The sequence below is a fragment of the Shewanella sp. NFH-SH190041 genome, assembly GCF_024363255.1.
Taxonomy (GTDB): Bacteria; Pseudomonadota; Gammaproteobacteria; order Enterobacterales; family Shewanellaceae; genus Shewanella.
Map to the genome: position 1 here is coordinate 2,874,871 of NZ_AP026070.1, position 14,143 is coordinate 2,889,013.

Here is a 14,143-nt window from a genome sequence, read left to right on the forward strand (position 1 = left end):
TTATTTCCCTTTATCCAGTTTAAAGTCCAGCTGTACGGTTTGACCTGTTTGCTTCATAGCCTTGCCGTCAACGATTTTTGGCTTATATTTCCACTTACGCAGCGCACGAATGGCCTCACGGTCAAACAGCCTGCGGGGTTCAGCCTTAATTACTTTAACGTCTTCGACACCACCGATTTCATTGATAGTAAAACTCAGCTGTACCCAGCCTTCTTTACCATCTCGCAGTGCTGAAATGGGCCACTGTGGCTCAATTCGCACAATCGGAGTGGCATCACCATCGCGGGTCATCATGTTCCCCAGCTTAAAGCCGGTACTGGCAGACCCTGCATCTACGCCCCCCATGTTAAATGACATGCTGGTATCCAGATCCGATGATGTATCGGGCGGGGTCGTGTCCGGCTTAGGTGGCTGCTCCGGTGGTGGTGGTGGCTTAGGTACTACCCTGGGTTTCTTCTGCGCCGTTGCATCCTGCTTATCCATGGTTAACTGAATAACAGGGCTCTCTTCGCCGACTTCGGCGCGCTGAGCGCCGCCGCCGATCAAGAACGCCATAAATACAAACAGAGCAAATGTAATCGCAGCACCAATAATGATTGATACGATTGCTCTAATCATATTATTCGTTCCCCGCTGATACCGAGATCTTACTGATACCCGCCGCCTTCACCTGATCCATGATTTTCACCACCAGACCATGTTGGGCTTCTTTATCTGCCTGGATAAGAACCGCCGCTTCCGGCGCCTCTGCCAGCATACGCTCAACGTTTGCTGTTACCCGCTCCACATCAACCTGACGGTTTTCCATCATGATGATGCCGGTCTTACTCACACCGATGAAGATGTTTGCAGACGGTTTTTTCGTCGCTGTGCTGGCTTCCGGCTTGTTGTAATCCAAACCTGATGGCTTCACAAAGGACGTAGTAACAATGAAGAAGATCAACATGATGAACACGATGTCGAGCATCGGGGTCATATCGATTTGTGCTTCCTCATCCATGCTGGAATGCTTTTTACGTGCCATATTAATTCTCTCTCTAATGATGCGGCATGCTGTCTTTCAGCTTCTCAAGACTGATTTTCATCTTGGCGTCCAGACGGGCACTGAAAAATACCCCGGAAAGCGCCGCGACCATCCCAGCCATCGTGGGCATAGTGGCCATTGAAATACCAGCCGCCATCATACGAGCGTTACTCGTACCATGAACCGCCATTACATCGAACACCGAAATCATCCCCGTTACTGTTCCCAACAGTCCAATCATGGGACAAATGGCAACTAAGGTTTTGATCAACAGCATTCGTGCAGTTAAGTCTTGCTTCGCCTGGGATACCCAGGCTTCACGGATGCGGTGGGCATACCAGGATTCACTCTCTTCCCTGGCTTCCCATGCAGCGATAATTGCTTTGTGCTGTTTTGGCGACACCCATGTCAGGTACCAGAACCGCTCAAGCATTAACACCCACATGAAAAACAGCACTGCCGCAACCAGCCAGAGGACGTCGCCTCCGGAGGCCATGAAGCCCCTGACGGAATCCCAAATGTCCATCAGGAATAGCATCATCAGTCAGCCCTCTTCTCAGCGTGCTCAGCTACAATACCGGCGCTCTGCTCTTCCAGGATCTGTACCACAGACTTGGAACGTGCCACGACAATAGCGTGCAGTAACATCAGCGGCAGTGCAGCAATCAGACCCTGTACCGTCGTCACCAACGCCATGGAGATACCGCCTGCCATCAGCTTAGGATCACCAGTACCGAACAGCTGGATACTTTGGAAGGTTGCGATCATACCGGTTACCGTACCCAGCAGACCCATCATAGGAGCGATAGCAGCAAACACCTTGATAATGGAGATGCGAGTTTCCAGTGCTGGTGTTTCTTTTAAGATGGCTTCATCCAGCTTCAGCTCCAGTGTTTCCACATCAACGTTTTTGTTCTCCTGGTATACCTTCAGTACGCGACCTAATGGGTTGTTACCTGGGTTATCAGGATTCTTGCGCTGGGCTTTCACCTTCGCTGCGACAATTGACAGTGTGATCAGACGCTCAAGGGCAATCAGAGCACCCAATGCCAACAGACCGATAATGATGTAACCAATAGGTCCACCGGCTTCGATACGATCTTCAATGGAAGCTTTCTGAGTAAAGATATTCAGCAGCACACCACGGTTAGGATCGATATACAGCTTTTCAGCACTTCCCGCGACAGCAGACTCAAACGGGGCAACAGTGCTAACCACATAACCATCAGGCTGTTGCGACAACTGTTGAATCAGTTCCAGCTCAGGGTTGTAAACCACATATTGACCATCGGCTAGCAGGTTAAAGCTACCGACTCGGGTAATGGTGGTGTCTTTCACGTTACCGTCGATACCCGTGACTTGGCCTTGGAATTTGACCACTTTGCCACTTTCAACCATTTCCAGCAGTTGCTCTTCCCAGAACTTTTCCAGCTCTTCAATTTTTGGCAGTTGCTTGCGAGCACCCAGCTCAGCAATAAAGGTATCGCGCCCAGGATACTGAGCAGAAATATTAGAGCCCACCAGTTTACCGGCGAAATCACCGGCTTCACCTTTAACGACCCCGAACATTTCACCTAAGTCGCCCTGTGCAGTTTTCAGATCTTCTTCCAACTGAGCAATCTTGCGCTCATTGTCCAAAAATGCTTGGTTCAAATCCTTACCGCGCTGACGCTCAGCGGCCAAAGCCCGCTTTTCTTTTTTCAGTAATGCCGCTTTATCACCACGCTCAGCCCGAAACTCAGCCTCACGCTTAGCATTATTTTTTGATTGCGCGGCGCGATCAGATTTGACCTGCTGCAGCAGTTGTTCGATAGACTGTGGCGCATCGGCCGCCACGGCCATGCCGGATGTCAGGGCAAAGGTTGCCGCAATGACAGCAGTAGAAATAAACTTCTTCATTATTGTGCAGCCTCCGCAGCTGGAATTGGTAAGGAGAAGAGATCAGGCGCACCCTGTTTACGAGCCATACGGATGCCTTTGGTCAATTCACGCAGATAGGTGTCGTCCAGTTTTTCCCAAGACTTAGTCTGCTTGTTGTACATCCAAGCGGACTTTTGATCTAAGCTTTGGGCATACACGGCTACACGACCAAGACCAAGAAAATCAACTAGAATTTCTTTACCATCTACGTTCAACTTACCGGTTTCAATGCTAAGGAAGTTGCCATATTCACGCTCAATGCTGTACGCATCCAAAATCAGACGGTATTTTTCAGCTAAGGTGACTTCAGCAGTGTTTAACAGATTTTTCAGGTTCTGTACCCGCTCTTGACGGGTTTCTGTGTTAAATGGCAGATCCAGAGCAACGAACTGCTCCAGTGCATCAACCATCTTAAACATTAACGGCACCACGCCCTGACGCAGGCGATCAACACCATTAATGTCATCCTGAATGGATTGCATGGTGGCTTCCTGATCTGCGACCAAGCCAGCCAAGTAATCATTGTAGGCTTTCAGTGATTCGCGCTCATCGGCGACGGTACCATACTCGAACAGCATGTCTTGAGCTTGATCAAAATACTTATCGACCTTTTTCTGAGACGAGGCTGCATCAGCATGAATCTTACTATCCGCTTTTTGCACGTCGGTAAGGGGATCAGCAACAACTAAGTTGCTGCTGGCTAGGGCCAGCGCACCAACCAGTGCAGTAGCTATTTTTGTTCTATTACTTACCTTGGACATAGTTCCCAACCAATTTGAAGTGAATAAAAAGGTTAAACTTATTGGCAGTGCGCAGGTTCTCGTAGGGGGGAACGGGCAGAACTTACCGCTAAGTATGTCTTTATGTTTTAATTTTATATTTTATGTTTCCATCTCTGCCCCTCCCGGAGGCAGACCCGCAGGCATCATTTCACAAATTATTGACCTGTGTCAACAATCCGGTAGCAGCAAAACATCAACAAAACAAGGTGACAACAGTTATTCATTGCACTGTGTGATTTTTTGAATATTAAGCAATTTAAAATGCCGAACTCGCAGAAAATTTCCTTTATATACAATCAATAAAGAAATCACCCTCAAAATCAAAAAACAAACAAACAAAAAAACAATCACTAACAAACCAAATGTTAACTAGTACATTTCTTATCTTAAAAACTGTGTAAAGGAGTATCAAGTCACACATATCGCAACAAATGATAAAAACATAAACAAAACAGTTAAACCGGTGATCAATTTGTTGCAAGAGATACGAAAACGTAAATGTGCTTTAGTTTTAATAATGTGTCATTCAGATACTCTGAATGATCACAGCCTTCGCAGACATTAGATTTTTTGACTTAATAGAGCCTTAATTTCCCAATATTCATATGTTGCTATTGATTAGTTTGCACTCGCTAAGCTTACATGCTTATTTTTGCAGCACATTATGGATTCTTTATGCAAGAAAGAGATTTTGAAATGTCATTGCGCTATCTGATAACCGATAACGCTGTAGAGTGGTCAACGGGCCGGTAGTCCTCCCTTTTTTAACCGCCATTAAAAGTAGAGATTAAGCAGCCATCAGTGGTGGCCTGCCGTTATTGGCTTTGTGTGGTCGTTCATGATTGTAAAACCATAGCCACTTTGTCGCATAGTCTTGTACCTCCTCAATTGAATCGAATAGATGCTTGCTCACCCAACTGTATCGAATCGTTTTGTTGTGTCGCTCGATATAGGCGTTCTGCTGAGGTTTACCTGGCTGAATATATTCAATCCGAATGTTATGTTGCTTGGCCCAATTAACAAACTCACCGCTAATGAATTCAGGCCCATTATCACAACGGATAATGGAAGGTTTAGGGCGTTGTTCCAAGAGTTGATTAAGAGTTCGGATAACCCTTAGTGCTGGCAGTGACAGTCCCGCTTCAATCGCCAAGCCTTCACGATGATAATCATCAATCACATTAAATAAACGGTAGCTGCGACCATCAGCCAACTGGTCATGCATGAAATCGACGGACCATACTTGATTCGGCCGCACGGGTTCTTTTAACGGCTCTGGAGCATGGCGTTTTAGCCGTCGTTTAGGACGAATACGCAGGTTTAACGCTAGCTCGCAATAAATACGATACACACGTTTGTGGTTCCATGTTTTGTCCTTCACATTGCGCAGGTAATCAAAGCACAGACCAAAGCCCCAGTCATTTTCATCTGTCGTCAGCTGAATAAGCCAATTGGCAATGTCTGCATTTTCGTCTCGCAGGACTGATTGGTAGCGGTAGCAAGTCTCACTGACGCTGAAAATGCGACATGCCATTCGAATACTGATGTCTGAAGCCGCCACAGACTGCTGAGCAAGCACGCGTCGCTCACTGGGCTTCACCACTTTTTTGCCATGGCTTCCTGAATAATTTCGGCTTTGAGACGTTCTTCAGCATACATTTTCTTGAGCCGTCGGTTTTCGTCTTCAAGTTCTTTCATACGCGCCATGAGTGACGCATCCATCCCACTGTATTTTGCCCGCCATTTGTAAAAGGTCGCACTGCTCATGCCATGCTCACGACAAAGCTCTGGAACGGGTGCTCCTGCTTCAGCTTGCTTGAGGATGTTGATTATCTGACTGTCCGTGTATCGCGATGTTTTCATGTCGAATCTCCTGCGTTTACCTTACGAGAAAATTCTACTTTTGGCTGCTGTTATTTTTAGGGGGGACTACCGGCCTAGTTATCGATAAAAAAAGCGCATCGGTAAAACCGATGCGCTTACTCAATTACTCTGTATTACGACTTTTTAGAAAGTGTAATCAACTTGTAGATAGAAGGTTCTACCATATGGATCAGCATAACGAGGGTCATAACCTACCTGATGGCCAGCCGCGCCATTGAAAGTCAACGGAGGCTGTTCATCAAGCAAATTCTTCACACCCAAAGCAACATCCAGAGACTCTTGCCAGCTGTAATTCAAACGATAATCAATGGTGTAATATGGCTTAACATATTTTTGAATCAGGCTTGCATCAACCTTATCTCCCCAGCCACCATCTTTTGCTTCATAAACAGTAAAACTACTGCTGGCAGGGGCATCATGGTATCCGCTTTTCCAATTCACATTCAGGTTATGAGTGAAACCACCATGAGTAAATGAGTTATAGAAAGCGATAATATTACGGAATGTCACAGCTTCATTAGGTCCTACACGTCCCAGACTGCTATCCCAAACATTATCAGTACCCACTTTCAGGCTCTTATTTTCAATCATATAAGTACCGACCAGACTGGTTTTCAATGTACCAACATCAAATTCATTGGTCATATTCAACTGCCAATCAATACCTGCCGCTTTACTTTTACCAACATTGTCCGCTTTCTGAACAATTGCCAGTACAGTATCACCGGTACCAGGATCTTCACGGGTTACAAATAAATGTCCGTAAAGATCGGCGTTATTGAAAATCTGATTCTGTGTCAAACGACGAACCTGATTTTCCATATCAATCTGCCAGTAATCGGCGCTGAAACTAATATCGTTATCTCCTGCCCATACAAAACCGGCAGTAAATTGCTCTGATGTCTCAGACTTCAAGTCTTCATTACCCTGACGGTAAACATCGTACTGCAGCTTATCTGAATAACAATATTGACTCTTATCTGCAGACAGGTTTGCAGGGCAATCATAAGCAACGGATGTCACACCATACTCAATACGCGGCTCAGCAATCTGACGCATTGTTGGTGCTTTAAACCCAGTACCATAAGATGCACGTAATAACCACTGCTCATTAGGACGATAAGACGTACTCAACTTATAAGTGACATCACTATCGCTACTATTTACAGTTTGATTACCTGTCCTTCTGGAGTCTGTTACCTCACCGATATTGTCATAACGCAATGCGGCAGTAACTTCTAAATCCTCAATAACAGGCACAACTAACTCTGCAAAAGCACCATAAGTATCGCGGGAAAGATCAAACTCATCCCCTGCAGATTCAAATAAAACAACTTCAGCGGCATTTGCTGCAGAAATCGTTCTCTCATATGAGGCCTTACGGTAATCCATACCAAAGCCTAAATACGCACCGCCAGCGGGCATCTCAAATACTTCTCCGGACGCTTTCGCTTCTACAGCAAACATACTGGTCTTAGTCGTCTCCCAGTTACCACTGAACATGGTATCTTTTACCATCTGCTTTTGCTCAGTGGATAAGTCTTCAGGTGAAGCAAAAATGTTTACTGCACCTGATTTTGCTAGATCCATAAACTCTTTTTCTAATGGATAACCAGTCAAACGGTTCTCATCACGTTTAGCATCGGCTTTGGTTAAGGCCACATCGTATGACCACTGTGCGATATCGCCACGTAAACCGGTTACAAAGTGTGTTGTTGTAGTGTCATACTCTGTCGTCCGATTGCCACCTGGTAGCACACGCCAACGAGCAGCAACTTTAGTCATATCCGCCAAGATATTTTGCTCAACACCATCACTATCTTTCCAAGCAGTAGGCAAATATGGCAGCACATTATCTTTGACGACATCGGCATCATTCGGTAATGGAATTAATCCGGTTGGATAAGGAGCAATTCGAGTAATCATCTCAAATTTTGCCCAAGATGCTGTAGCATAAGCTTCTGTCGCATCATTAATTTCCAATAATCCCTGTACAAATGCATTAGTTCTTTTGTTTTCAGGCTGAATTTCCAGCGTACTGGTATAATCAAATTGACAAGCATTACCAGACGGGGCACTGGTTGTATGGCACTGCCCATTTTGCTCTTTATATGGATTGAAAGAGTAGGTTTTTGTTTTACCAGTTAAAGCACCATTTTCATCACGCTGATTATACGTAACATAGGCATTACCTGGAATCGCATTACTTGAGCCTGAAACAGCAACTAAATTCTGCCCTGCATGCTCAAATTCGATAAAACCTGTCTTAGCAAAATCACGATCGGTAGAACTCAAACGATCTTTTTGATCATGGCTAATTGCCGCTAAAATATTAAAGCCATCAGCACCTAAATCACCAAAACCTGTGGTTAAGCTGAAATTAGAACTCGAAGTGTCTTTTGGTTTGTCATATCGAGCACTGACGGTAGTTTCCTGCAGATCACTCTTTAAAATAAAGTTCACTACGCCAGCAATTGCATCAGAGCCATAAAGTGCAGATGCGCCATCTTTCAAAATTTCCACACGAGAAATGGCTGATAATGGAATTGAATTCAAATCTACGGTACCACCAGAATCTGCTGAAGCCATACGGCGTCCATTAAGTAGTACCAACGTATACTGAGAACCTAAATCACGTAATGATGCTGTTTGAATACCACCACCACCACCACCAACGGACTCCCCTTCAGCGATAAACCCCTGCATAGAGGGTAATGTCGCAATTAAATCAGGCACACTGGTAACACCGGTCTTTTTAATATCAGCTGCAGTGATGATATCTAGCGGTAATGCGCCTTCCATATCGGTTCTTTTAATCGAAGAACCCGTTACTTCAATTCGCTCGACTTCTTCTGCTGCTACAGTCATAGGTATTGAAAGCGCTATTGATGCTGCGCCGCCAAATATGGCTAACCGAACTGACTGAGTAAGAATGTTCCTATGCATTGTCTATCTCCCTGGACAACTATTTATCGTTTTTATACCCCCAAATTCGATACCTGTGTTATCGAATTTAAAGTCATTGCGAGAGAAATTAATCACAATAAAAACAATTTTGCAACATAAAGGTTTATATTCCAGCTTGCGCAAATATCTATGCCAACCAATAAAACAGCATATATGCAGCATAAAACCAGACTAAATGCGTTTAATCGGAATTTACGCCTATTTCAACGCATATAGTCATGATTTTAATCTGATTTAAATAAACTCTATTTTTGCTATTAGCTTTTTCAATTTTGACAAAAAACTCTAGCAGCAACCCAATATCAACCATCACTAATATGCGAAAACACATCTCTTTCAACCTATTTGTTAACAAAGATAGCTAAGTATAAAATCTCTACTGTAATAAGGAGGCTTCAACCGGCTTAATTGATGAAGTAAAAATTCAATTTTTGGACATTAATGGTTGTCTAGTTAGATAGTGGATAAAGACGTTCGGTCTGCGACTGGCGCAGATAATTGACAACAATCTGTACGAATGATGAGAAGGATAAGAGAGGTGAAGATCGCTGGGATGATTTCTAACTAATATTAAAAACAAAAGCCCCCTGCATCGCAGAGGGCTTGGTATTCACGATACTAATCGTAAATTAGAACTTGTAGCGGATACCAACACCGAAGCCATTTTTGCCTTCAGATTTGGTAACATTACCATCTTTAACAGTCTTGTAGTCACTGAAATCAACTTTACCCTCAGCGTACATAAAGATGTTCTTATCCCAGCTGTAAGCCACACCAAATGCAGCGTACTGCATCTTAGATTCAACTACAGTACCAGCTTTTGAAGCATAGTCTTCATTAGATTGCAGGTGGTTAAATACAGCATATGGACGCAAGCCATTGCCCAGATTGTATGCAGTGTAGAATTCTACGCCTACGGCTTCTGGCAACATGTTGCCATTAACATCAGCTTGGTGCCATTGGTTTTTATTTACGTTAGCAGCAACATACAGACCTTCGTGAGAAAGGTTGCCATAGTTAATACCTAGACCATAGATATAATCTGTACGTTGTGACTTACCAATACTGCTATCTTTGTATGTAGAAGTAAACTTGCCAATATTACCACCAACAACTACCTGCAAATCACTCATCAGCGTGTAAGATGCAGACATACCATAGGTGTTATTATATTCGATCGTTGCCAGATGATATTTATCATACTGCTTCTTAGCTGCTTTAAGCAGATTCTCATCCTTTCTTTCAGCCTCAGTCACATTCATCGGAGCAACTGGACCAAAATTACCATCCATGTTCACAGCTGTTAAATCAACAGAATCTTGCTGTAACTGTGTTTGTACAGCAAAGCTGAAATCGCCAATGGTGTTACGGTATTGAATTACACGGTCAGCACGACCTACACCGTTAGTCGCACCATTGTTGCTGAAGGTATAAGCACCATCTGCACTGCCACCCCAGATTACAGCGTTATCGGTACCAGAAACAACGTCATACCATACACCCCATTGCTTACCAAAGGAGATTGTACCGTACATATCATTGCTCAAAGCAACATAACCCAGACGGCTGGTCAGCTTAATTTTGCTGTCGCCAGTATCCAGTTGGTCTTTAGGTGTGGTGGTGAAACCTTTACCACCAAATGGATCAAAGCCCCAGTCAAACACGCTAGATGCAGTCCATCCATCAGACATTTTATGAGCAAAGTTAAAGCTAACATGTGTACCTTTGCTAACCATGTTAGGGCTGTGCTTCAGGCTCTGGTCAGTAATTAAACGGGCATCCAGTTGACCACCGAAGGTGAACTGATTGGTATTGTCTTGGTAAACTTGTACTGCTGCGGAGGCTGCTGGCGCTGCGATGATCGCGGCAAGAGCAGTTGCGATGATAGTTTTGTTCATCTGTGCCTAACCTTATGTGTTTTCAATCTGCTACCTCACTCCGTTGTTATATTTCTGTCCTTGGCGGCACGCAGGGTAGCAAGACACAGGTTTGATACAAAAGATACAAATGATAAAAGTATGCGCTGGTTATCACTTTTATTCGGGTTTAACGTTTTTTTTCAACCAATAAAACCAGATTAAAACCAAAATAAAACACTTTTTAACCATTAAAGCATTAGATTAACTTAAGCTGGGATGAACTGATGGTGTGGTAATTTAACGACAGAACAGTCAGGATAGGCTCAGCGATGGACTGCAGCTGTTTTTGCGCGTAGTAGTCATAATCAGGCGAGGCTGAAGTGAATTGTACCGGCTCAGCGCCGGAAAGGGTCATGATATATTCAATGCGAGCCCCCCGTCGTAACCAAGCGTCATCTCCACTTTTTGCTGCGGCAATTGCCGCCGCTTTAACATGGGGAGCAGATTTTGCGCTGTAGTCAGCTAAGGGGCGACGTAATTTTTTGCTGAAAATAAGTAGCTGATCTAACTTACCGTCATAAAGATCGCTTAATACTTGCTGCAGATATCCGGCAATATCCTGCTCAGCGAATAAACGGGTAAATAATTCATGTTGAACCTGTTTAGCTAACGGGCTCCAGTCACTGCGAACTTGCTCCATGCCTTTAAATATTAGTTCATCCTTGTCATCAGTCGCTTTTAATCCCACGTAACGTTTTTTGCTGCCCAAAGCAGACCCTTTCAGGGTCGGCATAAAAAATTGGCGGTAATGACACTCAAACTCCAGTTCAAGAAAGCTGGTTAGCTGGTATTCCTGTTGCAGTTTTTGCTGCCAACGCCAATTAATCATCTCTGCCAATTGTCGCCCTAAAGCAGCGATATCTTGTGGCGGCTTAGCCACATGAATAAATGTGGAGTCGGTATCACCATATATGACAAGGTAGCCCGCCTGCTCCAACCATTGACGGGTCTGTTTCATAATTTCATGCCCGCGCATCGTGATTGAACTGGCCAATCTGGCATCATGAAATACACAAGATGCCGAGCCCAACACCCCATACAATGAGTTCATCAGGATTTTAATGGCTTGAGAGAGAGAAGCATCCTGCAACGCTTTTGCCTGCTCCCGCCGCTGCGCCAATGTGGCAATCAATCCGGGTAATATAGGTTCATCACGGCTGAAGCGAGCGCCCTTAAATCCCGCCACAGTTTCTTCCTGGGGTAAACCGAGTCCGGTAATCAATCCTTTGGGGTCAATTAAGAATGTCCGGATAATAGAGGGATACAAACTTTTAAAATCCAATACCACAATATTGCGATACAGCCCAGGCAATGAATCCATGACATATCCCCCCGGACTTTCTTCCGCCAGTACACTGGGAGCGGGCGCCACCATGCCAGCCCGATGTAATTTTGGGGTATAAAGATGCATAAATGCGGCAACTGAGGCACCAACCCGCCCCAACGCCAGTCCCGTCATACCGGCTCTTGCCAATGCAAACGACTGAAGCGCCGTTTTTTGGAAGATATCCCACACCAAGCGGCAGTCCATCAGGTTGTAATAGGCCAGTGCCGCTTTATCCTGATAAAACAGCTGCGTAATTTCCTGGCCACGGTTATCTAGCTGTTCAATAGCCTTGCCCTGCCCCAATAGCGCCCGCGCCACTGCATCAAGGGCATAACTGTCAAATTGATAAAAAGCAGCCTTAAGCCAATCAATCCCATCCAAGACTACCCGACCGGGTAAATCTAACGTTTCAGGCCTGAAGGTATCCTTCACTTTCCAGCCCAGTAATTGTCCTCCACGACCCAATGGCAATGACATGTCATAACGGGCAGCACGCCGCCACAACAAAGCCAAATCAAAACTGACAACCGCCCAACCAAGAATAATGTCCGGATCATATTGCGCAAACCAAGTGACAATCCCCTCAAGTAATGCAGCCTCATCTGGGTAATAGCTCACTTCGCCAGCCATGATGCGACCATCCTGCGCCTTTATCTCTGCCCCACTTTCCGAGGTATTATCCCACCCCGGAGCCACCATTAGCACTGTCCGTTGGCAATCACTATAAAAAGCTGCACTATAAAGTGTGCCATCACGGGCACACTCTACATCAAATGACACAGCACGAAGCGGCACAGCCAAGTCTGCAGGCCGTGCCTTGAGTAATTGATAATGGGGCATACATCCAAGCTGCCCCAGCGGCAATACCTGCGCCTCAAAATCCAATTGAATAAAGCGCTCAGCCAGATACCTGTCTTGGGGCTTAGTATCAGTTTCGAATAGCGGTTTTCCAGCATCAGCAGCCATGCGAATCAAACTGCGCAGCGAACTGTATTCTGCGATATACAGCGCACTGACCGGCTCTTTACTGAAACTGATAAGAGGTAACGCATTAGTGCGACGTGGCAAACCACTGGCGGCAAAAAAAGCTTCATCCTGCTGATGACAAAAACAAAGATAATCAGCATCCATGACATCCAGCACCGCAGGCCCATTGGGGGTAGAGACAAAATATCTTAATCTTGTGCCGGTTGACGTATTAACCCGGTGCCGAGTCAGTAAGCGGGCAGAAAGTAACTGGAGGGATGAATTCAGTTGAGGCATAGCACCTTAAGCACATGTAATAACCACTGGGCAGCAGTGTATCATGCCGAGGTTTACCGGTTATCTACCGGAATATTGCAGTATCGGCTCAATCATTCCAGCCAAGACGTTATCACTCATTATTCTGATTAATGGTTTGTGTAGTGAGTATTGCAAAATCAACATAAGAAACAAGCCGTGCATAAGTGGAACACGGTGCACAATTTAACGTTTTGGTATTTATTGATTAATCGCTATCGTGCTTAGCGAGTACCACCGAGCATATCCTGCCAAGCACTATTTATATTTTTGAGGTATGCAGCTAGCGACTATGGCAGCTTAGGTTTAAGGATGTGCTTGTATAAACTGGCTCACCACTTCCATTGCTCCCTGAATCACCATCTGACAGCCGATAACCGCTAAAATCAGCCCCATCAGCCGGGTAATAATATTTAAACTGTTATCCCCTACCCGGCGAATAATACACTCACCATATATAAAGCTAAAAAAGGTGATCAGACATAACAGGGAAAACATGACAATCGTGATTAGAATATGGGGCCAACCGTCCGCGGCACTAAAATTCATTGCGGTTGCAATAGTACCAGGACCAGCCAGTAAAGGAACCGCGAGCGGTGATACGCTAACATCCTCAGCCTGTAAATCATCACCTTTATGTAGCGTATTACCGGCACCTTTTAGCATGTGGTAACCGATAATAAATACAATGACCCCACCGGTGATCCGCAGCGCTGGCAAACTGATGCCAAACAGATGAAAAATCCCTTTTCCCAGCAGGGAGAAAGCACAAACGATGGCAAGGGAAATCAACAGCGCCTTAATCGCCGTTTTTCGCTGTTCCGCTTTGGATTGCTGTGCAGTCAGGCCGACAAAGGCTACTGTATTGGGCAGCGGATTCATAATGGCGAAAAAACCCAAAAATACCGTTAAAGCATGTTGCCAAAGCCCATCCATCTTATCCCCTCCACGTGTCTTAATTCGGTCATCAACCCATCGTTACCATCACAACAATCTATTTGCCCTGCCGTCACGGCGATATGCCAATACCAGTGTGGCA

Annotated in this window: 10 protein-coding genes; all 10 read right to left on the minus strand. The window is 45.0% G+C overall.

Annotated features, from left to right (window positions below; translation table 11 throughout):
• Positions 1 to 618: an energy transducer TonB gene (locus NFHSH190041_RS12785; RefSeq protein WP_261922189.1), complete on the minus strand. Its 618-nt coding sequence runs from the start codon at positions 616 to 618 to the stop codon at positions 1 to 3.
• A gap of 1 nt (position 619) precedes the next feature.
• Entirely contained in the window at positions 620 to 1,024 is a 405-nt protein-coding gene (locus tag NFHSH190041_RS12790) for an ExbD/TolR family protein (protein WP_261922190.1), read from the minus strand.
• A gap of 13 nt (positions 1,025 to 1,037) precedes the next feature.
• Positions 1,038 to 1,565 (minus strand): MotA/TolQ/ExbB proton channel family protein, encoded by a 528-nt coding sequence (locus NFHSH190041_RS12795; protein ID WP_261922191.1) that lies wholly within the window; start codon positions 1,563 to 1,565, stop codon positions 1,038 to 1,040.
• Complete coding sequence (locus tag NFHSH190041_RS12800; protein WP_261922192.1) at positions 1,565 to 2,923, minus strand: MotA/TolQ/ExbB proton channel family protein; 1,359 nt, start codon at positions 2,921 to 2,923, stop codon at positions 1,565 to 1,567. The genes NFHSH190041_RS12795 and NFHSH190041_RS12800 overlap by 1 nt, the downstream gene beginning before the upstream one ends.
• Positions 2,923 to 3,705 carry a DUF3450 domain-containing protein gene (locus NFHSH190041_RS12805; RefSeq protein ID WP_261922193.1) on the minus strand — a complete coding sequence of 261 codons (783 nt, stop codon included), beginning with the start codon at positions 3,703 to 3,705 and terminating at the stop codon, positions 2,923 to 2,925. Before NFHSH190041_RS12805 ends, NFHSH190041_RS12800 begins: the two co-directional genes overlap by 1 nt.
• Before the next feature lie 808 nt (positions 3,706 to 4,513).
• Positions 4,514 to 5,589, minus strand: a protein-coding gene (locus NFHSH190041_RS12810) for an IS3 family transposase (RefSeq protein WP_261921823.1) whose coding sequence is annotated in 2 segments (ribosomal slippage) — positions 4,514 to 5,337 and positions 5,337 to 5,589 — 1,077 coding nt in all. Because the reading frame shifts where the segments join, the coding sequence is not laid out codon by codon here.
• A 144-nt stretch (positions 5,590 to 5,733) separates the two neighbouring features.
• Positions 5,734 to 8,556 carry a TonB-dependent receptor gene (locus tag NFHSH190041_RS12815; protein ID WP_261922194.1) on the minus strand — a complete coding sequence of 941 codons (2,823 nt, stop codon included), beginning with the start codon at positions 8,554 to 8,556 and terminating at the stop codon, positions 5,734 to 5,736.
• Between the two features lie 650 nt (positions 8,557 to 9,206).
• A complete protein-coding gene (locus NFHSH190041_RS12820) occupies positions 9,207 to 10,475 on the minus strand; it encodes a porin (protein ID WP_261922195.1) in 1,269 nt (422 codons plus the stop codon).
• A 217-nt stretch (positions 10,476 to 10,692) separates the two neighbouring features.
• A complete protein-coding gene (locus NFHSH190041_RS12825; RefSeq protein WP_261922196.1) occupies positions 10,693 to 13,086 on the minus strand; it encodes a DNA polymerase II in 2,394 nt (797 codons plus the stop codon).
• A 324-nt stretch (positions 13,087 to 13,410) separates the two neighbouring features.
• Positions 13,411 to 14,040, minus strand: coding sequence for a MarC family protein (locus NFHSH190041_RS12830; protein ID WP_261922197.1), 630 nt, complete (start codon positions 14,038 to 14,040; stop codon positions 13,411 to 13,413).
• Positions 14,041 to 14,143: the final 103 nt, after the last annotated feature.